The organism is Corynebacterium sp. MSK004, assembly GCF_030232515.1.
Classification (GTDB): domain Bacteria; phylum Actinomycetota; class Actinomycetes; order Mycobacteriales; family Mycobacteriaceae; genus Corynebacterium; species Corynebacterium hesseae.
Map to the genome: position 1 here is coordinate 98037 of NZ_JASPKB010000001.1, position 24103 is coordinate 122139.

Below are 24103 nucleotides of genomic sequence, written 5' to 3' on the forward strand. Positions count from 1 at the left end.
TAGCTGCAGGGGAGGGTTTCGCACGTCATCCTTCTTTGTCAGCTATTCGAGAAGCTGCTGGATGGAATCCGTTTTATCCGTGGGGCTGTGTTCTCTAAATAGACGTCACAAATCTAAGCCTCATTTGATGATAGGAACTGTTCCAACAGGGCTTCCAAACCAGTTTCAAACGACTTGTCCGCACGAAGTTTAGATTGTTCGCTCTCCTCCGAAGACTGCTCTCGGAATTGAGCCAAGTAGATGTCATTCATCTTGTTCAATGGACTATCTCCAGGCCCAGGCGATTCAAAAATATTCAAAGGCGCATGAACGTCGTAAGCAGAACCAAAAACAAAAGACTCTACTGCGACAAGCCTCGTAATAACTTCCGCTTCGGGAACTCCAGCGAGTGCAATTACTTGGACGAGCAATTCGTACATCGAAATCGTTTGGGGCGAACCATAAAGTGGAAGCTCAGTAATTACGCGAATCAGCGGAATATTATCAGCCAGAATATCCCGATACGACCATGCCCATTGCCGAAGCGCATCAGCTGCTGGTAGTTCCCCTGCAAGGGCGTGCTTCAGCGACGAAGTATCGACCTTTGCAATGATGTCATCTTGTACCAGAGCCAGCAGTTCTTCTTTGTTGGAAATGTGATTGTAGAGCGCTGCCGTACTAACCTTCATTGACCTAGCTACCGCTGACATCGATAAGGCTTCAAGCCCCTTGCGCTCAACAATTTGCAGTGCGGCTGATGCTATTTTTTGCCGGTTCACCAGCGCTTTCAATGGCCGCCCTTTGGGGCGCGAAACACTTACCACTGTGATCCCTACAATTCTTGCCGCGCGTTTGTTACTGTAGTCACAACGTTAAATTAAACCCTTTAATTTAACGTTGAAACACCATCGTCCATACGAAGGTCTCACTCACCGCATACCTACTGCACGCGAAGGAGAAACGCTCCAATGGTCACGCAACGTAATGGTAATCCCAACGCCGAAGAGCGCACAGTCGATGTTGTAATCATCGGCGCCGGTGCTTCAGGGCTAATGGCTGCCCGCACTCTCAAGAAAGCAGGAAAATCAGTCTGTGTTCTCGAAGCCCGCAATCGCGTGGGCGGCCGTACCTGGAACGGAAAGGTACTCGACGACCAAGGTACTGAACACTTCATTGAGATCGGCGGCCAGTGGATTTCCCCCGATCAAACGCGCCTCACCGAACTCGTCCAAGAGCTCGGACTCGAGACTTTTGATCGGTACCGCGAAGGAAAATCAGTCTACGTGTCCCCAGACGGCACGCGCCACGAATTTGAGGGAGATACCTTCCCAACGTCAGAGGAAACCGCCTCCGAGATGAATCGATTGATCGCTGAGCTCAATCAGCTGGCCGAGGAAGTCGACGCTAACGCCCCTTGGGAGCACCCACGAGCCAAAGAACTCGATAGCCAATCCTTCCGTGACTGGTTAGAAAGCCTATCTGACGATTCTGAGGCAATTGACAACATCTCGCTTTACATTTCCTCTGGAATGCTTACTAAGCCTTCCCGCACCTTTTCCGTACTTCAAGCAGCTCTGATGGCTTCATCTGCTGGTTCTTTCGACAACCTTGTTGATGAAAACTTCTTGCTTGATAAGCGAGTTGCCGGCGGCATGCAGTCAGTTTCCATAACGATGGCAGAGGAACTCGGCGATGACGTCATTCTCAGTTCACCTGTTCGCACTCTCGAATGGGCTACGCCAGATCCTTCTACGGCAGACGCCCCCAACAATGTTGAAGCGGACGTCCGCAATGGTGTGGACAACAATGGTGGACCGGGAACCGTAACTGCCTATTCTGATCGCGCTGTTGTCCATGCTAAAAACGCTATCCTTGCGGTTCCGCCAAACCTCTATAATCGCATTTCCTACGTGCCTCCCCTGCCGCGAGAACAGCATGTTGCCCATCAGCACATTTCCATGGGTCTCGTCATCAAAGTTCATGCAGTCTATGAAACTCCCTTCTGGCGTGAAGAGGGACTGTCCGGTACTGCATTCGGTGGCGATCGACTCGTTGCCGAAATCTATGACAACACCAATTACGGCAAAAACTTCGCAGGCGGTGAGGAAGGAAAAGAAGACGCATTCGGCACATTGGTTGGCTTTGTTTCCGACGTTTACGCCGAAGAGATGTGGGCTCTCCCCGCTGAAGAACGCAAAGAGCGCATCCTCGATGCAATGTCCATTTACCTTGGTGACAAGGTGAAGAAGCCAATCGCATTCTTCCTCTCCGATATGGCGGCCGAAGAATGGACTCGCGGAGCCTACGCAACGTCATACGATTTGGGTGGACTATCGCGTTGGGGCCATCTTCAGAACAAACCAACCGGCCCTATCTATTACTCCTCTTCTGACATCGCTGGTGCAGGTTACCAGCACGTCGACGGCGCGGTGCGTATCGGTGAAGCCGTTGCGAAACAGATTCTTGGGCAGGGATAAGCGGTGACTGTTCATGAATCCACCCACAGATTTTCCGCGCCGCAGGGCTAACGGCTCTCTGCTAGTCGCATACATCGACACCTCTGACGGTCATGATGCTCTCCATTTAGGAATTGCTCTCGCGCGTGAGCGCCAGGTCAACCTGAAGATAGTCTCGGTTATTCCTCCTGTTAGTCCTCAAGGTTTTGGTGTTCAGACTCAAGATCCTGGTTACAACGCGATTGTGCGAGAACAAACCGAACAGCGTCTCGCCAGTGCGTTAAATAGTCTTCCCGCTGACATTTCTGCGACATGGCACGTCGTCGAGGGGACAGAACCCGCACTTGCCTTGAATGATGCCGCGCAAAAACTTGAGTGCGATTTAATCGTCGTCGGAGCACGCTCAGGCGGACTTTTGAACCGATTCCGCATCGGTACAGTACCAAGTTCATTGCTATACACAGCACAAACACCAGTAGCGCTAGCTCCTCAAGGCTATTCATATCCAGGACCGATAACGAGCATTTCTGCCCTTGTTGGCCCGCGCCGAGGACGATCAGATGTCGCGGCAATCGGACTCGACCGCGCAAACCGCCGAGAGATTCCATTACGCATCATTACTTTGAAGATCTCCGGAGAAGATGCCGGGCACGGATTTGAGCTCCCACTCTCAGAGGCAATCGAAGGAGCGGTTTCCAAGGGACAAGCGTCACGCATCACTACTTCGGGATCAAGTGTCCAGTCAGCGCTGCGAAACCTTAGCTGGGAAGAGGGCGAAGTGGCAGTTCTTGGTTCTGCGCGTATTGCCGGCGATGGTCGGCTCTTCCTTGGCACAACTGCTCATCGAATCCTCAAGCACTTACCAGTTCCAACCATTGTTGTCCCTTCGGGCTACATGTCGCTGAAAGGAGGTGCTCCCTCATGAGTGAACAACCAGCAGTTTCAGAGAAAGGATTGGCAGTCGGCAAAGTCGGTTTGCTCGGAGCTGTCGTCATTGGCATTAGTTGTTTGGCGCCAACTTACACACTCACTTCGGGAATCGGTCCTGCCATCTCGGCCGTGGGCGTCTTCGTTCCAGCCGTTCTCATTCTGGGGTTTATCCCCATGCTGCTTGTGGCCTTTGCTTACCGCGAGCTCAACAACCGTGCTCCTGATTCAGGAACCACTTTTACATGGGCGACCAAAGCCTTCGGCCCGTGGGTCGGTTGGATGGGTGGCTGGGGTCTGATCGCCGCCACGATATTGGTCCTATCGAACCTTGCCGCAGTGGCCGTTGACTTCTTCTATCTGCTCATCGCACAGCTTGCCGGTAGACCAGAGCTCGCTGAACTCACACGCAACCTCTGGGTAAATATTCCAACCACACTTGTGTTCTTAGTTGCTGCAGCTTGGGTCGCGTATCGAGGTATGGACACAACGCAGAAGATGCAATACATCCTCGTTGCAATTCAAATCATCGCAATTGTCTCCTTCGATGTCGCAGCATTATGGAGGGCTTACAACGGAGATGGATTCGATTTCACCCCCATCCAATTCAGCTGGTTCAACCCATTTGAAATCAAGGACTTCTCGGTGGTTGCTGCCGGAATCTCCCTATCCATCTTCATGTTCTGGGGCTGGGATGTCACCCTAACTATGAATGAAGAAACGAAAAACCCAGAAAAAACTCCTGGCCGGGCGGCTACCGTCGTCATCGTCATCACGATCATTTTGTATGTACTTACAGCGGTAGCCGTTATGGCATGGGCGGGCATCGGCGAAAGCGGACTAGGCGCCGGTAACCCAGACAATCAGGAATCAATTTTTGCAGTGCTTTCTTACCCGGTTATGGGCCCATTTGCCATCCTTATTTATATCTCGGTTCTAGCTAGCTCTTTTGCATCCTTGCAATCCACGCTGGTTAGCCCCGCCCGCACGATTCTGGCGATGAGCTATTACAAAGCTCTTCCCCCACAATTGGCTCGAATCAGCCCACGATTCCAAACTCCAACCGTCGCAACGATTGTCGCAACCGTCGTTTCTGGAGCCTTTTATGCCATAACAAGAGTGCTCTCAGAGAATGCACTTTGGGACACAATTGCTGCTCTTGGTCTCATGATTTGTTTCTATTACGGCATCACAGCAGTTGCCTGTCTGTGGTATTTCCGAAAAGAACTCTTTACTTCAGTAAGGAACTTCCTGTTTAAGTTTCTATGCCCGTTGCTGGGCGGTGGCTTCCTTCTCTTAATGTTTTTCATCACCGCTTATGACTCCATGGACCCGAGCTTTGGTTCCGGTTCTTCTCTTGGAGGGGTCGGAATCGTCTTCATCCTGGGCGCCAGCATCCTCGTGCTCGGATTAATCCTCATGTTCATTACCCGACTCCGCAACCCAGATTTCTTCACGGGCTCAGTAATCAGCCGTAGTGAATCCAGTTCAGATACAACAACCCCAAACTTTTCCTAGGAGGAAAAATGTCTCAGTACCGTGTACAGAATCCAGTCAACAACAAGATCATTGAAACTTTCGATGCTCTCGATGATGCTGCTATTGAGCCAATCCTCGAAGCTTCTTCCGTAGCTTTCACCGAATGGTCTGGAACTCCAGTCTCACAACGAGCAGAAATTGTGGCCAAGGCAGCTTCACTCTTTGAAGAACGCAAAGAAGAACTCGCTGCCATCATTGCTGAAGAGATGGGGAAGCCACTTCCGGAAGGCGTTGAAGAAGCCGAGTTCTCATCTGCCATCATCCAGTACTATGCGGACAACGCGGAGAAGTTTCTCGCGGATCAAGAGATCCCTACGGAGGCGGACGGTAAGGCATTCATTCGCCGCCGCCCATTCGGGCCTCTGCTCGGCATCATGCCGTGGAACTTCCCGTACTACCAGGTAGCGCGATTTGCAGGACCCAACCTTGTCGCAGGAAACACCATCATCCTTAAACACGCGGAGATTTGCCCGCGTTCTGCTCTGGCGATCGAAAAGATCTTTCTCGATGCCGGCCTTCCGGCAGGGGTGTACACCAATGTTTTTGCTACCCATGAGCAAATCTCTACCTTGATCGCAGATCCCCGCGTTCAAGGAGTTTCTCTTACCGGATCCGAGCGGGCCGGAGCTATCGTTGGTGCACAGGCTGGCCAGCACCTCAAGAAAGCTGTACTCGAGCTTGGAGGTTCAGATCCATATGTCATCCTCGACACGGATGATGTTAAGGCTTCAGCCGAACTCGCTTGGGGTACGCGTATGTACAACACCGGCCAAGCCTGCAATTCAAACAAGCGGCTTATTGTCGCAGAAGACATTTATGACGAGTTTGTTCAAGAACTAGTTAATCTTGCGCAACAAATGGAGCCAGGACTACCGGATACTGCCGGGGAAACTGTGTATGCCCCGCTATCTTCCCGTAGCGCTGCAGAGAACCTCAAAGAACAGATCGAGCGCGCTGTTTCTGCTGGAGGCCAGCTACTGGCGGGTGGTGAACTCTCAGAGGAGGGCGCCTACATCTCCCCTGCAGTAATCACAGATATCCCTCGAGGTAGCGATTCCTATTATGAGGAATTCTTTGGACCGGTCGCCACGGTCTACAAGTTTAAGACTGATGAGGAAGCGCTCGAGATAGCTAACGACAATGTCTTCGGCCTTGGCGCAGCAGTGTTCTCTCAAGACTCCAAGCGAGCCCAAGCAATTGCTGAGCGCATCGAATCTGGCATGAGCAACGTCAATACACCAACTGGTGAAGGTCCTGAACTCCCCTTTGGTGGTGTCAAGCGTTCAGGTTTCGGTCGCGAGCTTGGTTCACTTGGTATCGAGGAGTTCATCAATAAACAGATGTACTTCATCGCCAACTAAACACAGCTAGGCCCGAAGCCTCTTCATCAAGGGACTTCGGGCTACTTTTAGCTAAACGCCTGCTCCCCCGTCAGCACACGCCCCAGAATCAGCGTGTGGATCTCATCGGTGCCCTCGTAGGTGCGCACCGATTCCAGGTTGGCGGCGTGCCGCAGCGGCGAGTAGTCCGCGGTGACGCCGTTGCCGCCCAAGATGGTGCGGGCTTGGCGGCAAATCTCGATGGCGGTGCGGCAGTTCGCCAGCTTGCCCACCGAAATTTGATAAGGCTCCAACGTTCCCGCGTCCTTGGCGCGGCCCAGGTTGAGCGCCAACAGCTGCCCCTTGTTCAGCTCCACCGCCATATCGACCAGCTTTTGCTGCGTGAGCTGGAAGGATGCCAACGAGCGGTCGAATTGCTTGCGCTCCTTGGCATACTTCAGCGCCACCTCCAAGGAATCGCGCGCAGCGCCCAAAGCGCCAAAGCTAATGCCGAAACGCGCCTCATTAAGACACATGAACGGCCCCTTGAGGCCAGGGTGCTTGGGCAGCAGGGCGTCGCCAGGCACGGCCACACCATCCAGCGAAATATCGCACTGGATGGAAGCGCGCATCGACAGCTTGCGAGTGATTGGGGTAGCTCTAAAACCCGGCGTAGATGTCGGCACAATGAACCCGCGCACGCCCGCCTCCACCCCGGCGGCGGAGGCATCCTCCTCGGACACCTTGGCCCAGATGATGGCCACCCCGGCCACGCTTGCCAGGCCAATCCAGCGCTTCGCGCCATCCAGAACCCACTCGCCTGAGCGGTAGCGCGCCACCGTCGCCATGCCCGCCGGGTCGGAGCCCGCGGTCGGCTCCGTTAGCCCGAAGCAACCGATGACGTCACCCGCGGCCATCTTAGGCAACCACTGCTTCTTCTGTTCCTCCGAGCCGTGTTTATAAATGGCCGACATCGCCAGCGATCCCTGCACCGAGACCACCGTGCGAATTCCCGAATCGCCGGCCTCTAGCTCCTGCATGACCAACCCGTATTCCACGGCAGTGCGCCCGGCGCAGCCGTAGCCTTCCAGGTGCATCCCGAACAGACCAGCCTCCGCCAGCACCGGGAAGATCGAGTCCGGCAGCACCGCTTCCTCGTACCACTGCGCCACGTGCGGGCGGATGTGCTCATCCACCAGTGCGGCCACGCGGTCACGCGTGGCTTTTTCTTTTTCGCTCAGGAGGGCATCGATTCCCAGCAGATCCGTCATGGCATTCTCCTCACGGTTCGAGTGACGAACCACAATTCGTATGTATAGTAATACGCATCACTCTACCTGCTCCCCCAAGGAGGAACAATGCGCGCGCCCGCCAACGCCATCCCGGTGCCCCTCGCTTTGCGGTGGTCCGACCAGGACGCGAACGCCCACGTCAACAACGCCACGATAGTCACCCTCCTCGAGGAGGCACGCGTCCGCGCAGCCGCCGCACTGACCGGCCCCGTCGCCACCGATACCTACGCTCACGTGGTGCGATCCCTCGAAGTGCAGTACGAGGCCGAGCTCACCTACACCGATTCCATCGAGGCGCGGGTGTGGATTTCCCGCATCGGAACCACCTCCTACCAGGTCGCCCACGAACTCATCCAGGACGGCACCTCGTGCGTGTTCGCCACGGCGACGCTGGTGCTTATCGACGTCTCCGCGCGCCGCCCCATCCCCCTGCCCGAGGACCTCACCGAGCGCCTGCGCGCTCATTTCTCCGAATAGCCATTCACCACCTTTAGCCCAGAACTTCCATCCACTTCTCCCCAATTGCTAGTCACCCACAAAGGAGCACCACCCTCATGATTTCCACCCGCGTTACCGAGATGCTCGGCATCACTCACCCCATCATCCAAGGCGGCATGCAGTGGGTCGGCCGCGCTGAGCTTGCCGCTGCCGTATCTAATGCCGGCGGCCTCGGCGTCGTCACCGCGTTAACCCAGCCCACCCCGGAGGACCTGCGCCACGAGATTCGCCGCACCCGCGAGCTCACCGACAAGCCCTTCGGCGTCAACCTCACCATGCTGCCGGCGATTACCCCGCCGCCCTATGCGGAGTACCGCGACGTCATCATTGAGGAAGGCGTAAAGATCGCCGAAACCGCCGGCAATAATCCCAAGGAGCACATGCCGGCTTTCAAGGACGCGGGTATCACCGTCATCCACAAGTGCACCTCCGTGCGCCACGCGCTCAGTGCGCAAAAGGTGGGCGTGGACATCGTCAGCATCGATGGCTTCGAATGCGCTGGCCACCCTGGCGAGGATGACATCCCGGGCCTAGTCCTCATCCCCGCCGCCGCGGATCAACTCGATATCCCCATCATCGCCTCGGGCGGTTTCGCGGATGGCCGCGGCCTGGCCGCCGCGCTCGCTTTGGGCGCCGAGGGCATCAACATGGGCACCCGCTTCGTAGCCTCCGCAGAGGCGCCGGTGCACGAGAACGTCAAGCAGGCCATCGTGGAGCGCTCCGAGCTGGATACCCAGCTCATCCTCCGGGAGCTGCGCAATTCCACCCGCGTGGCCAAGAATGCCGTGAGCGATGAGGTAGCCGAGCGCCTCGCTCAAGGCGCGGAGTTCGGCGATATCCGCCACCTCGTTGCCGGCAAGCGCGGCCGCGCGGTCTACGAGACCGGTGACTTGGATGCGGGCGTGTGGACCTGTGGTACCTCGCAGGGGCTTATCCACGACGTCGCCCCGTGCTCCGAGATCGTCTCCCGCATTTCCGCCGATGCCCAGCGCATCATTTCCTCCCTCACCGAACTCGTTAAGGACTAACCATGACCGACGCCATCCTCACCCGCCGCGAAGGCTCCGCCCTTATCGCCCAAATCAACAACTCCGCGCGGCGCAACGCCATTGCCAAGGAACACTGCGAAGCACTTTCGGCCGCGCTTGCCGACGCCTCCCAAGACCCCTCCATCCGCGCCCTCATCATCACTGGTGATGAGACCGCCTTCTGCGCGGGCGCGGACATCGTGGCGGCGGCACAGGCTGCGGCTGCAGCGCAGCAGTCAGGCGAGACCCCCAACCCGGCTGAGTCGACGATGCTGCCGCAGCTCAACGCGCTCGTCACCGAAATCCAGGCCGCCGAGATTCCCGTCATCGCTGCGGTCGAAGGCGCAGCCGCCGGCGCTGGGGCATCGCTGGCCTTCGCCTGCGATCTCATCGTGGCCGGCGAGCAATCTTACTTCACGCTGCCCTTCGGCAAAATTGGTCTCATCCCCGACGGCGGTGTCAGCCTCACCGCGCTCGCCTCCGTGGGGCGCCACCGCGCTCTTGCCTTGGCACTGCTGCAGGACAAGCTCGGCGTCGCCGAAGCGGAGGCGGCTGGGATCGTCGCCAAGCGCGCGCCCCAGGGCCAAACCCTCGAGGCCGCGCTGCAGCTAGTCCAACGCCTGCATATCGCGCCACGTGACGCCCTGGCCAAGGCCAAGGAAGCCATCAACCGCACTGCGCTTGGACAGCTCGATGAGCAGCTCGCCTGGGAGGAGCCCACGCAGTACGCACAGATGGATTCGGCAGGCCACAAGGAAGGCGTCATGGCTTTCCTGGAGAAGCGGCCCGCGCGCTTTGATTAGCGGCGGTTTTGACTAGTAGAAAACTGCCAGGGAGACCACATGGTGAATCCAGCGTCGCCCGCCATACTCATTCTTGTGCGTTTGAGAGAGCGCATGCGAGAGAGAGAACCCCTCACCCTCCAGAGGGCGGCCAGTGGCCGATACACGGAGGGACTTGATAGAGACGCCGTTGGGCCCCTTTCTTCGAGAAATCGAAAAAGGGGCCCAACGGTGTTTTCACCTAGTGTGGACCTCATGAGCACCGCTGCCCTAGACCTCCATGCCTGCGCCACCGCACGCGCTGCGGAGCTTCCCGGCGCCACGCTGACACACCCCTTCGGGCCGGACTGGGACGTCTTTAAGGTACGCGGCAAGGTCTTCCTACTTCTCACCGCCGTGACTGGTTCCCAGCAAGCCATCCTCAAGGTCGAGCCCCTCGATGGCGAAGCGCTGCGCAGAGAGTATTCCTTCATCGCACCTGGCTACCACATGAATAAGCGCCATTGGGTTTCCGTGTATCCCGACGCCAAGCTCACCCCGCAGCTGCTGGCCGAACTCGTGACGGACTCGTACCGCCTCGTGGTGGAGAAACTCCCTCGCTCGCAACGGCCCATCGATCCCTCCACCTTTGGTTAGGGTTGTCAACGTAAACATTTGCGGACGCGAGTCCTCAACTCTTACGCTGGATCGCGTGAGCAAAAATGAGCTAATCGATGAGACCATTGCGGAATATCGCCGCTTCGAGCGCGCCCGCGCGCGGTTCGATACGGAAGCGCGCCGCGAATACGGGATCACCGGCTCCCATCTTTCGCTTCTCCGGCTCATCGATAAGAAGAGCCCCATCCCCATCCTGCAGCTGCGCAAGGAGTTGGGATGGCAGCCCGCCACCATCGGGCAGGCGGTCAAGCGCTTGGTGCGCGATGAGCTTATCTCCATCGATGATGATCCGGAAGATCTTCGCCGCCGCCTGTGCAGCATCACCGAGGAAGGCCAGCACTTCTTGCTCCACGTCCCCCTCACCGGCCCGGTGCGCCTGCGCACCTACGAGCACAGCGAGGAAGAACTAAAAGCAATGAAGCGCGGATTCGAAATCGCGATGAAGGCCTTCGGGTATGAACCGTGGAGCGATGAGGACTAGCGCGTCGTCCGCGCTAGCAACCTAGCGCTCGCCGCACCCGGATTCCACGAGGCGCTGAGCCACGTGCGTCAACACGTCCACGCCGGCCACGCAGTCCTCTTCCGTGGTGAACTCCTTTTCGTTGTGTGAGATGCCGTCGACGGACGGGATGAAGAGCATGACCGTCGGCACCACCTCTTTCAGGTTGGTCGAGTCATGCCCGGCCACCGTGTAAATCTCTTGGTGCGGATACCCGAGCTCCTGCACGACCTCACGGGCTAATTCCACGCCGGCGGCCGGGTAAGGGTTAAGCGCCCACTCGTGCGTCGGGGTCAGCTCAACCGAAGTGCGTGATTCCTCTTCCGCCGCAGAAATGATCTCCTGCAGGCGCGCTTGGGCCTTGTCCAGTACCTCCGTGGAGGGCGAGCGCACATCCACGTTGAAGCGCACCTCCCGGGCGATGGTTACCGGCGAATTCGGCTCCAGTGTTAACTGCGAAACCGAGGCCTGCAGCTGGCCTTCATCGAACTCGTGGGTCAGGCGCTCCACCGAAGCAATGATGAGGGAGGCACCGAAGAGCGCATCCTTCCTATCGGCCATGAGAGTGGAACCGGTATGGCCCTGCTCACCGGAGACCACCGCCTGGAATTTCTTCGCGCCCCACGTGGCGGTGACCAGACCAATCGTGTTGCCGGCGGCCTCAAGTTCCTTACCTTGCTCGACGTGAATCTCCGCATAGGCCGCGAGCTTCGGGGCTTCACCGCGTGGGGACCAGCCCGCTTCCTCCTGGGCTTGCGCGACGGTGACGCCGGCAAGGTCGGTGGCGCAGTGGGCGCGCTCAAGCGCCAGCGTTCCCACAAACACGGAGCTGCCCATCATGGAGGGTGCAAAGCGTGAGCCCTCCTCGTTGAACCAGTTGATGATCGCCAGGTTATAGCGCGCCGTGGCTCCCGATTGCGCCACGCGCCCGGCCGCGTGGGCTGCGGCCAGCACGCCATAGGCACCGTCGAAACGGCCGGCCAAGGGCTGCGAATCCAGGTGCGAGCCTAGGCCCACGTACTCGGCGCCGGGGGCGATCTCGAAGAGTCCGTACTGGTTCCCAATCTCGTCGTAGATAACGCGCGCCCCGAGGGATTCCAGGACCTCATGGAACCAGGCGCGGTTGAGGTTATCGCCGGCACTGGCAGCCTGGCGCTCCACGCCGCCGCCCGCAGTGGCGCCGTTGGCGGACATGGCCTGGAAATCGGCCAGGAATTGTTCGTTAGTGGTTGCTCGCATGTCTACTCCTTAAAAGCTTCCGTAGCGCAGCTCGCCGCCCACGATGGTGGCGGCCACGTCGATGGTGGAAAGGTCATCAGTGTTCAGAGGGTCCTGGGAAAGCAGCACGAAATCCGCCAGCTGCCCCGGCACCACCTGCCCCTTGCGCCCGGCCCACCCCGTCGCCGCGGCCGAGCCGGCGGTATAGGCGTAGAGAGCCTCGGCGGGGGTCAGACGATCCTTAGGCCCATAGTCCCGGCCCGAGGCGGTGCGCCGCTCCACGAAGGCCTGCATGACCTCCAGCGGCACACCGGGCGCCACGGGTTGATCGGAGCTGCCGGGGAGGATGAGGGAGGCGTCGAGAAGCCGCTTGCCCGGGTAGCTCCACGCGGTGCGCTCCGGGCCGAGGGACTCCGCCATCGCATCACCGAAAGCCGGGATGAACAGCGGCTGCGGCACCACCACGATGGGCTGGCCGCGCAGGCGCTCGATCTGGTCGGGGCGCACCACGCCGCCGTGCTCGATGCGGTGCGGCATCGCAGGCGCGCCATGCTTGTCGACGGCCTCCTCCAGCGTCTCTATCGCAAAATCCACTGCCGCATCGCCGATGGCGTGAATGGCCAAGGACCAGCCGGAATTCGCCGCCTGCAGCGCACGTGTTCGCATCTGCTCAGGATCGCCCTGGAAGTAGCCGTGGTGGGAGCAGCAGGCGTAATTCTCGGTCAGCGCGGCGGTGGTCCCCAGCAGGGAGCCATCGCTGAAGATCTTGACAGGGCCAACCTGTAACCACTCGTCACCGAAGCCTGTGCGCAGGCCGCCATCCAGGCCCCAGCCGGGACCGTCGGAGGCGTGGCCGGGAATCTCGTGGAGCACGTCCATGGTCACCATCACCTGCATGCGTGTGTGCAGGGTGGCGTTTTGGTAGGCGGCGATCTCACGCGGACTGTGCCCGATCCAGCCGCCGGCCACCCCGGCATCCGTGACGGAGGTCAGACCGCGCTCCAGGTAGCGGCGCGTGGCCAGTTCTAATGCGCGGCCGATTTCCTCCCCGGATTCCGGCAGGGTCACGTTCTGGATGGCGCGCATGGCGTTTTCATCGAGCAGCCCCGTGCAGTGCCCATCGGCATCGCGGACGAACTCGCCGCCTTCCACCTTCGGTGGGTTGGTGGGATCGACGCCCGCCGCGCGCAGGGCCGCGGTGTTGACCGTGTAGGCGTGGCCGGAGTTGTGCTTGATCAACAGCGGAGCGCCACCAGTAGCGTGGTCGAGCTGCTCTATCTCCACCGGGGCATCCAGCCCGGAGGGACGGAATCCGGAGGCCACCACCCAACCGTCGGGGTTCGGGTCGGCGGCTCGCACGGCGGCGTAGACCTCATCAGGAGTTGTGACCTCGGAAAGATCCACCTCGAGCAGCGTCTGGCCGAACCACACGGTGTGGGAATGCACATCGTTAAAGCCAGGGGTGAGCGTGCGCCCGCCGGCATCCCACGTCTCGTCGGCGGGCAGGGCGCGGGCGGCCTCCCCCACCGCAAGGATGCGCCCGTTGGCAAAAGCCACCGAGTCCGCCACCGGCCGCGCCGGATCCTGAGTCAGGATGTGGGCGTTGTCGATGCGTGTGATCATGCGTCCTCCTGAGTTCTCCTGTTTCTCCGACAAACTGCACGCGGCGCGTGCTGTGCTAGTCCCCACATGCTAAGCGCTGCAGTGATACACCTCTCGACATAGAGGGCAATTCACCAGCGCCCAACGTGTAGCGTTGTGCACATGCACGAGAAGCGCTGGCACGATATCGTCGCGAAGGTCCATGGCACCATCCCCCGCTTGGTTGAGGATTTCCTCGCCGCCTTTTCCCGCTCGGGGCGCTACGGCGATTCCTTGGTGAGCGAGGACGAGCTGCGCCTGACCGCCTTCGAGGTTTTCGCGCGCATCACGGACGTGCTGGTTGGGGCGATGGATGAGGAGGAACTGCGCACCCACGCCCAGAGTTTGGGCCGGCGGCGCGCGCACCAGGGGGTGGAGCTAGCCACGCTGATCGACGCCATCCAGCTCGACTTCACCGTCCTCTGGGAACACCTGCGCCGGGCCGCCGGCGCGGATCAGGAGGCACTCATCGACCACGTGGCGCAGGTGCACTCCGTTGTGACGATGTACAACCTGGTGGTGCGCGATGCCTACCGCTTGGAGGAGGCTCGCGGTCAGCACGACGTACACCGCGCCCACGCCCGACACTTGGAGAGGCTCTTCGCCACCGAATCCCTGGGTGCGCTCGGCATCGCGGAAATCACCCGCGCGCTCAACCTGGATGCAGATTGCCACTTCGACGTCGCGGTGGCCCACCCCACCGCTGCGGTGGAGATGCGCGCGTTTCTCGACGAACCCATCTCCTCCGGCGAAGCCTTCGGCCATGGCGCGCGTGGGATGTTCGTTGCCTTCTGGCCTAGAGACCAAAGGAACAGCGAGCATCCCACACTGGACACCGGCGCAGAGCTCACGGAGATCTCGGGCATACTTTTCCGCGACGTCATCGGCTTAGCTGGAGTTCGCGCGGCGGCGCAGCAAGCGCCGCGCATCTTCGATGCCACCGGCCCGCTGGACAACTTAACCGAAGCGCCCGACGCCCTCTGGGCCGTCGCCGGCGATGCCATTGCAGACTTCCCAGCCAGCGGCATCACGGAGCTCACGCAAGCCATCACCGAGCTACGCCTTGCCAACGCGCCGCTCTACCAAACCATCACCACCTACCTGGATTGCGGCTCCATCAAGGACTCCGCCGAGGCGCTGCACTGCCACCGCAACACGGTGCTCAACCGCCTGCGGCAGGTCACGGAACTCACGGGACTCGACATCACGCGGCCGAAAGACGCCGCGCGAGCATTGCTGGCGTTACACCGGACCGAGCGATAGCTCTTGTGCAGAGGAACAAGATCCACTCTCAATTGATGGGTCGATGCATAGAAAATGCCTCCGAGCATTCACCGGGAGGTGATGCGCGCCTAATGTTTCCCAGAAAGGTAATGCGTTTCACATAAGGAGCACTTCGATATGACTACCCACGCACCTCCTTCCAACCCGGCCCAATCCGGCAGCGAGGAAATCCAAGTCGAGTCAAAGGACGTCTTCCGCATCGCCAGTTCCGCGTTCGTCGGCACAGCCCTCGAGTGGTACGACTTCTTCCTCTTCGGCACCGCAGCCGCGCTCGTCTTCAACGATCTCTTCTTCTCGGGGATGTCAGGCACCGGAGCAACCCTGGCATCCTTCGCCACCTTCGGAGTGGGCTTCCTGGCACGCCCACTCGGCGCGGTCATTTTCGGTCAAATCGGCGACAGGATGGGCCGCCGACCGGCCCTCATCATCTCCATCGTCGTCATCGGCGTGGCCACCGGCGTCATCGGCTTGCTTCCCATTTTTGACAGCATTGGCATCTGGGCGCCCATCACGTTGGTCATCCTGCGCCTGCTTCAGGGCATTGCCGTCGGCGGCGAATGGGGCGGCGCTACAACCATGGCCATCGAGCACGCCCCAGCAGAGAAGCGCGGTCGCTATGCCGCTTTCGTGCAGATCGGTTCCCCCGCCGGCACACTGCTTTCTTCCGGAGCCTTTGCGCTTGTACTCATGCTGGACGATGCCACAGTGAGTTCCTGGGGTTGGCGTGTGCCTTTCCTCATCGCCTTTCCTTTCCTAGCGGTAGCACTGTGGATTCGCACGAAGGCTGAAGAATCTCCTGTTTACAAGGCCCTTGAAGAGGAGGCAGAAGCAGATGAGGCAGCCCACCAGGGCTCACTGAAAGAGCTCTTCACTGAGCATTTCTCGCAACTGTGCCTTGCTTCCGCGGCGGCCTTCCTCGGCATTGGTGGCTTCTTCGTCATGAGCACCTATGTCCTCTCCTACGCTACGACCACGCTGGACTTCCCGCGGCAAACTGTCGTTAATGCCACCCTCCTCGGCGCCGTGTGCCAGATCTTCATCAACATCATCTTCGGCCGCATCGGCGAAAAGATTGGACCCGGTCGCGTTATCGGATATGGCGCGCTTGCCACCGCCATCATGGCGTGGCCGCTGTGGGCAATGATCGACACTGGGAACCCCGTACTCCTCACGCTCGCTGTCTGTCTCGGTCTGTCGCTAGTTACGATCACCTATTCCGTATCTGGAGTCCTCCTCTCGGAGGTCTTCCCTGCGAACGTCCGCTATTCCGGCGTGGCTATCTCCGCCAACATCGCGTCGGCAGTATCGGGCCTGCTCCCTTTCCTCGCCACTGCATTGAACGCATCCAATGAGACCCCCAGTTCTACACCGGGAATCATCATCTTGGCTGTCACTGCCTTAATCACAGCCTTCGGCGGTTTCGCCGGCGAGAAGCACCGCCGCGAAGACGACGTCACCATCGTCGACTAGCCCGAAACAGTTCATAAGAAAAACAAGTTGGGACACGGCACTCAAGCCCATTAAGCTCAGGTACCGTGTCTCACGATCTCTCCTCCTCCACCCTGAACGCACGCGCCCGGCGGGTTGTCGCCTGGGTGGCCGCGCTGAATCTCGCCGGTTTCTTCGTCGAATTCGTCATCGCCTGCATCATCGGCTCAGCCTCACTCTTCGCTGACGCCGCCGACTTCCTCGAGGACTTTCTCATCAACGCGCTCGTGCTCTTAGCGCTGCGCTGGTCGGTGGAGGGGCGTCGCAAAGCAAGCTATGGCCTAGCCGGGCTCATCCTGATCCCCGCGGTGGCGTCCTATGGCATGGCGATATGGAAGATCATCAGCGGCGCCGTTCCTGAGCCACTCACACTTTCCGGCACGGCCATTTTCGCCATGCTCATCAACTTGCTCTGCGCGGTGCTGCTGGTGCAATTGCGACACGGAGGTGCGCTCACGCGTGGGGCGTGGTTGGCCGCACGCAATGACGTCGCCGCCAACATTCTTATCCTCGGCGCTGGTCTTGTGATGCTGGCGTGGGCGAGCCCCTGGCCAGACATCGTGGTCGGCCTCATCATCGGCACCATCAACCTGCGCGCGGCGGCTGAGGTCTTCGAACAGGCACGCGCGGAAGACCCAGAGATCGAAGAAGACTAACGCGCCGTTTTTAAGAATTACTTAAGCAAACGGTGGTCGGTTGGGGTCTGCTCCTTAGACCACAGAGGCTGAAATTGCGCGTGACACGAACCCACAAACACCCTTTCACTCCCCCTAATGGGGTCATTCTTTAGTTTGTGCACGAACGGTCAAAGAGACGTTTTCCCAGAATACGGTCTAGTTAGACAAAACCAAGGTCGGCGCAAATTTCTTAGTCAATTGTTCACCCGGGGCCACCCGATCGAAATGTATTTCTGCATTTAAAAATATAAACAATTCAAGGGGTGCGTGATCCTGAAAAGCGCCTTATTGTTGCAACACGTCACGCACTGGGCATGACAGCGCGAACACAGCGCCACCACAGTGCGTCACCGCATTGCCCCAAACTTTCATCCAGGAGAACAACAATGACCCAGCGTCGTCGTACCGCCGGCTTCATCGCCGGCCTCGCGATTGCAGGCACCGCCCTCATCGCACCGGCTGCATCCGCAGCAACCCACACCGAGTCCTACCCGGAGACCCCGGCTGTCAACGCCAAGCTCCCCATCGTTCACACTTCCCACGGTTCCGACCACATGAAGGCCAACGTCCTCAACCCGCGTCCGGTATGTAACCCGTGGGAGGACCACCGCACCGTGGTCTACAAGGTGACCGACAACTTCATGCCGGCTGGCACCATCTCCACCACCAACCAGACCAAGAAGGACATTCCGCTGCAGCAGAACCTGTCCAAGTCCCAGTCCATCACCCTGTCCGTCAACGGTGACCGCACCGAGACCACCTCCATGAACATGGGCGGCAAGGGCTCCGGCAAGGGTGCTGAAGGTTCCTTCGGCATCTCCCACCAGATTGCCACCAAGCTCGGTGCTTCCGCTTCCTACTCCCTGTCCTGGGAGGCTGGCCAGTCCATCGGACCGTACGATGTTCCGCCGAACCACACCGGTGAGGCCACCTACGGCTTCCGCGTTCTGAACATGACCGGCACCCAGCAGTACTGCAAGCCGAACGGCACCTGGTCCACCCCGACCTTCTGGTCTGCAATGCAGCCGATGAAGAACGAGGTTCGCGTCAAGCTGTACGACGACATCGCTGATTCCTACGCTCCGAACAAGGACGCTCAGAACACCACCGACGTCAACGACCCGAAGGTTGTTGAGGAGGAGAAGTCCCCGGAGGCTGACGCTGAGGTCATCAAGGACAACGAGGTCGCTCCGGAGGAGAAGGCCGTGTCCGAGTCCGAGGGCAAGAAGGAAGAGGAAGCCGACAAGAAGGTCCAGGAGGACGTCGAGAACGGCAAGACCGACGAGGCTAAGCAGAAGCTGGACCTGAAGCCGGTTCTGACCACCTCCGGCGCTAAGCACGCTGGTTACGCTGGCACCGTTGCTCTCCGCCTGGAGAACGTCGGTTCCGAGCGCTACTACGGCGACTTCCCGGCTGTCCAGTACCGCGTTGATGTGAAGACCGCTGAGGGCCCGAAGGGCGTTGACCGCCTCATCACCCCGCGTTCCTCCAACGGTGCTCACATCCGTGACCTGGGCTTCGACGAGAAGTCCTCGACCCGCTCCTTCGAGGTCACCCTGGCCAACCCGATTAACGCTGGCGAGTCCGCTCGTGTTGCCAACCTGGACTTCGGCGACGGCAACACCAAGGAAGGCCGCCTGAAGAACTACATCGAGGTCACCCAGATTTCCCGCCTGAAGGGCGACAACTCCACCGACAACGACCAGAACGTTGACTCCCGCGAGATCACCGTGAAGGACACCGGCAAGAAGGCTGAGGGCCTGTTCTAAGGAACATCCCTCGCCCACTGCAGAGAGTGTGCACAGCCCGCCGGCGCTTAGTCCGGCAGTGAGAGAGTGAGAGGACCCCGACCGCTGTGAAAGCGGTCGGGGTTTCTTTATGCCCTTAATCCGCTTCCACCAACTGTCCCGCAGCTCTCCCGCTGCCCCGCCTTCGTTAACGCCGTGGAAGTTCTGCGCTGCAGGGTTAGTTGGCTATTGTGAACTAATGAAATTCTTTCGCTCCGCACTAGCGGGCATTCTCTCGGCGGGGTTGATCATCTCCCCCGACCTCGCGCAGCCGGCACACACACAAGCACTGGATACGATGAGCAGCGATGCCGCCAACATCGATCAGCACTCCAGCGCCCTCGATCCCATCGCTCTGGGACCGCTGGCACCTCTACTCTTCGCCGACAACATTTTCGCCGCCTGGTCACAGGTGCTTCAACAATTGAAAGTCCCGGTGTTGGCACCGGACGCTACGCGCCCACCGGTGACAGCAGCCCCGGCACAACTGCGCGGACTGCGTCACGTCCAGGACAACGTGTGGGAGCTCAAGGCCTATTCACCGGCCATGGACCGTGTCATCACCAACGACATCATTCTTCCTCCAGGAGGATTGGAGAACACGCAGCCCCGCCCGAGCTATTACCTACTGGGTGGTGCCGGCGGTGGCGAGGACGCACTGTGGTGGGACGGCGGCGGGGCCTCCGAGTTCTTCCGTGACAAGCATGTCAATGTCATTTCCCCGCGTGGCGCATATGGATCGATGATGTCCGACTGGGCGCAGCCTCATGACACCCACGGAAAATACAAGTGGGCCACCTATCTGACCAAGGAACTCCCGCAGCTTATCGACGCCGAGTTCCACGGCAACGGCCGCGACGGAATCGCGGGTCTAAGCAACTCCGGTGGCCCCGCATTGGAGCTGGCTACGTTCGATCCGCGCTTCAAGGTGTCTGGTTCCTTCTCCGGTTGTCCCTCGACCACAGGTGTTCTCGCGCAGTCCTTTGCGTGGGCAAGTGCTGCGTTCTACGGCACTGACCCGGCTCGCTCCTTCGGCGCGCCGTGGGATCCGGCGTGGGCGCAGCATTCGCCGGTTCTCAACCTCGATCAGCAACGCGGGCGTAAAACCTTCGTCATCGTCTCCCGCGGCGGCCCGGCCGATTTTGACGTCGACATCGAGGACTCACCACTTCCCGCGCTGGGCCTCAACGAGCGTTTGGATTATTGGTGCAGCTCTTATTACGCCAAGCAGGCCACCGCAGCTGGCGTAGACCTTGACTATTACGAGCTTCCCGCGGGGCGCCACACATGGGGGCTGTTCCGGCGCGAGCTGGCCATCAGCTGGGCCACGGTGGGCCCAGCGCTCGGGGTGTAACCCCTAGATCACCGCAGGCTGCAGAAGTAAAATCAACATTCATGAATGTCATGGATACTTGGGAGCCCACGCTGGGCACCGGACCACTGTTAGGGATTGCGGTTGCGGCCATCGCCGTCATCCTCGTCCTCGTCATCTACTTCAAGGTGCACGCTTTCGTCACACTCGTCACGGTCTCCGCGCTTACCGCCCTGGCCGCTGGCATCCCGCTGGATGGTGTGGTTCCCACCATGACGAGCGGCTTCGGCTCAACGTTGGGATCCGTGGCTTTGCTGGTGGGGTTGGGCGCCATGATCGGGCGTCTGGTGGAAACTTCCGGCGGTGCTAAAACGCTTGCCGACGCCCTCGTGAAACTCTTCGGCGAAGACAAAGCGCCCCTAGCACTCGGCGTGGCCTCCCTCATCATGGGCTTCCCCATCTTCTTCGACGCGGGTCTCATGGTTATGCTGCCGGTCATCTTTGCCGTCGCCAGGCGCCTGGACGGCCCAGTTCTGGCCTACGGCATCCCCGCCGCCGGCGCTTTCTCCGTCATGCATGTCTTCGTGCCGCCGCACCCGGGCCCTGTTGCCGCCGGTGAGTTCTTCAGCGCGGACATCGGTCTGATCCTCATTTTTGGCCTCCTCGTTGCGCTGCCCACGTGGTATCTCTCCAGCTACCGCTTCGGTCTCCACCTAGGAAAGAAGTATCCCTACCGCCTCGAGGAAGCCATCACCGGCGCCTTGGTCAGCGATGCCGAACTCCCGGATCGCCCGGCCTCCCCGGCCTCAGTAATTGGCATCCTGCTCATCCCCATGGTCCTCATCTTCGGCAATACCGGGTTGACCACGCTGGGCACCGCTGGTGTTGTTGATCCTTCCGCCACGTGGGTTCGCTTCTTCGTCTTCTTGGGCCAAACACCCATCGCGCTGTTGATTACTACTCTTGCAGCGATGGCCGTGCTGGGCCTGCGCCGCGGGGAGGGCAAGAGCGCAATTGAGAAGACCGTGGAGTCTTCGCTCGGACCGATCTGTTCCGTCGTCCTCATCACCGGTGCGGGCGGCATGTTCGGTGGGGTGCTGCGCACCAGCGGTATCGGTGATGCGCTGGCGGACTCCATGTCTAACCTCGGCGTCCCTGTCATCCTGGCCTGCTACCTCATCGCGGTAGCCCTGCGTCTGGCGCAAGGCTCGGCCACCGTTGCGCTGACGACGGCCGCCGCGCTCATGGTGCCTGCCGTGGAGGCTGGCGGCTTCAGCGAAATCCAGTTGGTCCTCATCACGCTCGCCACCGCAGCCGGCTCCGTCTTTGGCAGCCATGTCAATGACTCGGGCTTCTGGCTCGTTGGCCGTCTCATGGGCATGGACGTGTCCACCACCCTGAGGACGTGGACCGTCAATCAGGCGCTGATTTCCTCGATTGGCTTCGGCATCGTCCTTATCTTCTACGGCGCCGCCGCGCTGTTCTAGGCCTGCAGGTACTCGGCCGCCGCGGCGGCCAGCTCCTCCGGGGTGGCGCTGACATCCAGCACGATGCCTGCCTCCTCCGGCCGAAGTTCCTCTAGAGTCTCGAACTGCGAATCAAGCAGGGACACCGGCATGAAGTGTCCGGTTCGCCGGCTCATGCGCTCCTTGAGCAATTCATAGGAGCCGTGCAGGTGGATGAAGACCGTATCGGGTGCTGCGGCGCGGATGATGTCGCGGTAGGAATGCTTGAGCGCGGAACAGCCCACGATGGCCCCGGACTCTTGTTCGGCGAGAAAGCGGCCGATGGATTCGAGCCAGGGTTTCCGGTCATCGTCGTCAAGCGCCTGCCCCGAGGCCATCTTCTCGATGTTCGCCGCCGGGTGCATATCGTCCCCATCCCGGAAGGGAAGGCCGGTGCGCTGCGCCAGCAACTCCCCGACCGTCGATTTGCCGCAGCTCGAGACTCCCATGATCACCACGTGCTTGCGCATCAATCCTCCTTAAGACAGCATCCGATCCTACGCGCTACGGGGCGTCGCGCGGCTGACCACAGCGCGGCTTAGCCCAGTGGCCCGTAGCCAAAGTCGCCGCGCTGCACCTCGCCGCGGGCATTCGGATCAAAGGTGGCACACAAAGCCGCCGCCACGTAGCGCACGCCGCCCTCCGGCGCGGAGGAGCCGACGCGCTCTGCGCAATTCTCAAGAGCAGGCATGCCGATGCTCTGCCCCGGCATAGTCATGGAAAAGAAGGACGCGGCCATCATGGTGTTGCCATCGGCGCGCACGTACTCCGAGGAGCCCTTGATGGCCTGCCAGGCAACTGCCCCGACGGGATCGGTGCGGAACTGATCCCGCTCAGTCTGGGTCAGCTCGGCATTGGCGGCGGGCACGGACAGCGTTGTGATGAGAAGTGCAGCGGATGCGGCGAGTAGAGAAAACTTTTTCATAGGAACACTCTATCCTCTCGCCAGAGGATTGTCGCGGCGTTTTCTATTTGTCTTCGAAGCGGATCGATCGGCACAGCTGCTGAATCTCAGCGGGCCCCAGGCGGCAGCAGCCGCCCAGTAGGCTGACCCCAGCCGCGCGCATCTCGGCCGCCGCCTCAGTCAATCCCACCGCGCCGGCGGGAGCAGGACGCCAGTCACGGGCGCCCTGGTCCCAGATCTCCCCGCTGTTGGGACATGCTAAAAGCGGCTTATCCGTTCCAGCACGCAATGCCTTCACCACCGCCCATGCCTGCGGTGGGCGCACACAATTCACACCCACGACACCCAGCCGCGGTGCCTGGTTGGCCAGCGCGATCACCTGTGAGAGCTTCATCGGGTCGGCCGCGATGGCACCGGTGATGCTCAATGCAAAGGGCTTGGGCTGGGCCGAGAGCAGCTCCAGAAGCATCGCGGCCTCATCGACATTCGGGATGGTTTCAGCAAGAAGGAAGTCGGCCTCCGTGTCCGCGAGCACCTCTACCCTGCGGGCATGCCAGCGGCGCAATTCGTGCGCCGAAAGACCATAGGCCCCGTCGTACTCGTTGCCCCGGCCCGGGCCTGCTCCATAGGGGCCAACGGATGCGGCAACCAATAGATCACCGTGGGCAGCATGTCTGTCGCCGGCCTTGCGGGCGGCGTCACGCGCTACCGTGACGCTGCGGCGCAAAAGAGACTCCGCCTCCCTGCCCAGCACATCGAAGGTGATTTGATAGGAGGCCGTGGTGGCAATCTGGGCGCCGGCGGCAAAGAAATCCGCATGGGCAGATTCGATGAGGGCGGGGTTCTCACGCAGCACACGCGCCGACCACAGCGGACCCGAGATGTCGTACCCCAGGGCCTCGAGGTGGGTTCCAAGGCCGCCGTCGAAAAGCAGCGGCGCGTCAAAGAGGGCCATGGCGCACGAGCCTAGCAATGCGTGGGCAGCCGACCCCCACCATGCCAATAGGTTTCATTAATAGTTGCATTACTTTTCTTAATCTTTTACCTTCTGACACTGAGCCTCAACAGCCCTTCTTCCTGCTCATTGCCATGCTTTTCGACGTTCCCCTCTCACTCAGGTTCCTCACCGGAGGATAAACGCAAACTATACTTTCCCAGCCTTAATCCAGGGATTTTTGAAGAAATTCCTGAGTTTTTGAGAATAGTTGACACATCACCAGCACTTTCTTGGGAAAGCTTTCCATCAACCTAAGAAGCCACCCCCAAGTGCCACCCCCGCCGCCCGTCATTTCTAAAGAAAACTATGCGATT

Annotated in this window: 22 protein-coding genes; 15 read left to right on the forward strand and 7 right to left on the reverse strand. The window is 59.9% G+C overall.

Features of this window, described 5'->3' with window-relative positions; translation table 11 throughout:
* Window positions 1-113 precede the first annotated feature (113 nt).
* A complete protein-coding gene (locus tag QP999_RS00445) occupies window positions 114-803 on the reverse strand; it encodes a TetR/AcrR family transcriptional regulator (RefSeq protein ID WP_284847345.1) in 690 nt (229 codons plus the stop codon).
* A 144-nt stretch (window positions 804-947) separates the two neighbouring features.
* Here QP999_RS00445 and QP999_RS00450 point away from each other — a divergent pair, with 144 nt between their 5' ends.
* The 4 genes from QP999_RS00450 to QP999_RS00465 are packed head-to-tail and all read left to right on the forward strand — an operon-like array spanning window position 948 to window position 6262.
* Window positions 948-2456 (forward strand): flavin monoamine oxidase family protein, encoded by a 1509-nt coding sequence (locus QP999_RS00450; protein ID WP_070523376.1) that lies wholly within the window; start codon window positions 948-950, stop codon window positions 2454-2456.
* A gap of 13 nt (window positions 2457-2469) precedes the next feature.
* Window positions 2470-3360, forward strand: coding sequence for a universal stress protein (locus QP999_RS00455; RefSeq protein ID WP_083299233.1), 891 nt, complete (start codon window positions 2470-2472; stop codon window positions 3358-3360).
* Window positions 3357-4880, forward strand: a complete 1524-nt coding sequence (locus QP999_RS00460) for an APC family permease (RefSeq protein WP_070523379.1) — start codon at window positions 3357-3359, stop codon at window positions 4878-4880. Before QP999_RS00455 ends, QP999_RS00460 begins: the two co-directional genes overlap by 4 nt.
* A gap of 8 nt (window positions 4881-4888) precedes the next feature.
* On the forward strand, window positions 4889-6262 hold the full coding sequence (locus QP999_RS00465; RefSeq protein ID WP_070523382.1) for an NAD-dependent succinate-semialdehyde dehydrogenase: 1374 nt from the start codon (window positions 4889-4891) through the stop codon (window positions 6260-6262).
* 47 nt (window positions 6263-6309) lie between these two features.
* On the opposite strand, the gene QP999_RS00470 is transcribed toward QP999_RS00465, so the two are convergent.
* Complete coding sequence (locus QP999_RS00470; RefSeq protein ID WP_284847346.1) at window positions 6310-7491, reverse strand: acyl-CoA dehydrogenase family protein; 1182 nt, start codon at window positions 7489-7491, stop codon at window positions 6310-6312.
* 87 nt (window positions 7492-7578) lie between these two features.
* Between QP999_RS00470 and QP999_RS00475 the strand changes: the two genes are divergently transcribed.
* The 5 genes from QP999_RS00475 to QP999_RS00495 all read left to right on the forward strand — a co-directional run bounded on the left by QP999_RS00475 (window position 7579) and on the right by QP999_RS00495 (window position 10958).
* The gene (locus QP999_RS00475) at window positions 7579-7989 is read left to right on the forward strand and encodes an acyl-CoA thioesterase (protein ID WP_070597241.1); all 411 of its coding nucleotides are present in this window, start codon (window positions 7579-7581) and stop codon (window positions 7987-7989) included.
* Between the two features lie 77 nt (window positions 7990-8066).
* Window positions 8067-9038, forward strand: coding sequence for an NAD(P)H-dependent flavin oxidoreductase (locus QP999_RS00480; RefSeq protein WP_070523392.1), 972 nt, complete (start codon window positions 8067-8069; stop codon window positions 9036-9038).
* A gap of 2 nt (window positions 9039-9040) precedes the next feature.
* Window positions 9041-9841 (forward strand): enoyl-CoA hydratase-related protein, encoded by an 801-nt coding sequence (locus tag QP999_RS00485; RefSeq protein ID WP_070523396.1) that lies wholly within the window; start codon window positions 9041-9043, stop codon window positions 9839-9841.
* Between the two features lie 234 nt (window positions 9842-10075).
* Entirely contained in the window at window positions 10076-10456 is a 381-nt protein-coding gene (locus QP999_RS00490; protein WP_209167619.1) for an MmcQ/YjbR family DNA-binding protein, read from the forward strand.
* Window positions 10457-10511: 55 nt separating this feature from the next.
* Entirely contained in the window at window positions 10512-10958 is a 447-nt protein-coding gene (locus tag QP999_RS00495) for a MarR family winged helix-turn-helix transcriptional regulator (RefSeq protein WP_070523402.1), read from the forward strand.
* Window positions 10959-10979: 21 nt separating this feature from the next.
* On the opposite strand, the gene QP999_RS00500 is transcribed toward QP999_RS00495, so the two are convergent.
* Complete coding sequence (locus QP999_RS00500) at window positions 10980-12215, reverse strand: M20 family metallo-hydrolase (protein ID WP_284847347.1); 1236 nt, start codon at window positions 12213-12215, stop codon at window positions 10980-10982.
* 9 nt (window positions 12216-12224) lie between these two features.
* The gene (locus QP999_RS00505; protein ID WP_284847348.1) at window positions 12225-13817 is read right to left on the reverse strand and encodes an amidohydrolase; all 1593 of its coding nucleotides are present in this window, start codon (window positions 13815-13817) and stop codon (window positions 12225-12227) included.
* Between the two features lie 141 nt (window positions 13818-13958).
* Between QP999_RS00505 and QP999_RS00510 the strand changes: the two genes are divergently transcribed.
* From QP999_RS00510 to QP999_RS00535, 6 genes are all read left to right on the forward strand, one after another.
* On the forward strand, window positions 13959-15098 hold the full coding sequence (locus tag QP999_RS00510; protein WP_284847349.1) for a helix-turn-helix domain-containing protein: 1140 nt from the start codon (window positions 13959-13961) through the stop codon (window positions 15096-15098).
* A 138-nt stretch (window positions 15099-15236) separates the two neighbouring features.
* Window positions 15237-16589 (forward strand): MFS transporter, encoded by a 1353-nt coding sequence (locus QP999_RS00515; RefSeq protein ID WP_284847350.1) that lies wholly within the window; start codon window positions 15237-15239, stop codon window positions 16587-16589.
* 65 nt (window positions 16590-16654) lie between these two features.
* Window positions 16655-17263 carry a cation efflux transmembrane domain-containing protein gene (locus QP999_RS00520; RefSeq protein ID WP_070597224.1) on the forward strand — a complete coding sequence of 203 codons (609 nt, stop codon included), beginning with the start codon at window positions 16655-16657 and terminating at the stop codon, window positions 17261-17263.
* Window positions 17264-17670: 407 nt separating this feature from the next.
* Complete coding sequence (locus QP999_RS00525; protein WP_284847351.1) at window positions 17671-19053, forward strand: hypothetical protein; 1383 nt, start codon at window positions 17671-17673, stop codon at window positions 19051-19053.
* A 217-nt stretch (window positions 19054-19270) separates the two neighbouring features.
* On the forward strand, window positions 19271-20425 hold the full coding sequence (locus QP999_RS00530) for an alpha/beta hydrolase (protein ID WP_284847352.1): 1155 nt from the start codon (window positions 19271-19273) through the stop codon (window positions 20423-20425).
* 50 nt (window positions 20426-20475) lie between these two features.
* Window positions 20476-21870: a GntP family permease gene (locus QP999_RS00535; RefSeq protein ID WP_070523571.1), complete on the forward strand. Its 1395-nt coding sequence runs from the start codon at window positions 20476-20478 to the stop codon at window positions 21868-21870.
* On the opposite strand, the gene QP999_RS00540 is transcribed toward QP999_RS00535, so the two are convergent.
* From QP999_RS00540 to mmuM, 3 genes are all read right to left on the reverse strand, one after another.
* Window positions 21867-22358, reverse strand: coding sequence for a gluconokinase (locus QP999_RS00540; protein WP_070523424.1), 492 nt, complete (start codon window positions 22356-22358; stop codon window positions 21867-21869). The two genes, QP999_RS00535 and QP999_RS00540, sit on opposite strands and share 4 nt — an antisense overlap.
* 68 nt (window positions 22359-22426) lie before the next feature.
* Entirely contained in the window at window positions 22427-22813 is a 387-nt protein-coding gene (locus tag QP999_RS00545) for a hypothetical protein (protein WP_070523427.1), read from the reverse strand.
* Between the two features lie 43 nt (window positions 22814-22856).
* The gene (gene mmuM, locus QP999_RS00550; protein WP_284847353.1) at window positions 22857-23747 is read right to left on the reverse strand and encodes a homocysteine S-methyltransferase; all 891 of its coding nucleotides are present in this window, start codon (window positions 23745-23747) and stop codon (window positions 22857-22859) included.
* Window positions 23748-24103: the final 356 nt, after the last annotated feature.